Annotated in this window: 1 protein-coding gene; it reads right to left on the bottom strand. The window is 46.5% G+C overall.

What is annotated here, in order from left to right; translation table 11 throughout:
- On the bottom strand, nt 1-337 hold a 337-nt coding region (locus CIK04_RS27845), incomplete at its 3' end, for a pseudouridine synthase (RefSeq protein ID WP_325205926.1).
- Nucleotides 338-359: the final 22 nt, after the last annotated feature.

Here is a 359-nt window from a genome sequence, read left to right as displayed (position 1 = left end):
CCAGCTTCCAACTGGCCCGTCGTGAGCGCTCCATATCGCCAATAATGGACCTTGTTTTTTTCTTTGGCTTCTTCGCACCAATGGCGAGATAGAACTTCTCTACCTCTCGTTGCGCAAAGCGTTGTGAAAGCGCGCTGGCCGCCGTGCTGTTTCTTCCCAGCAACAAAATACCAGAAGTCATTTTGTCGAGCCGATGAATAAGATATAGATGCTCATCACCACTGACGTTGGCCACTTCTTGTAACAGCATGGTATCGCCATCATCTTTGTGAACCGAAACATTAGGATGTTTGTTGATGATCAGAAAATCAGGGTGGGTAAAGAGAATATCAAACATGGCGTAACACAAGTTGAGCCAT

This window comes from Vibrio sp. 03_296 (assembly GCF_002265885.1).
Note: the sequence above shows the minus strand (reverse complement) of the source record. Positions and strands in the feature narration are given on the sequence as shown.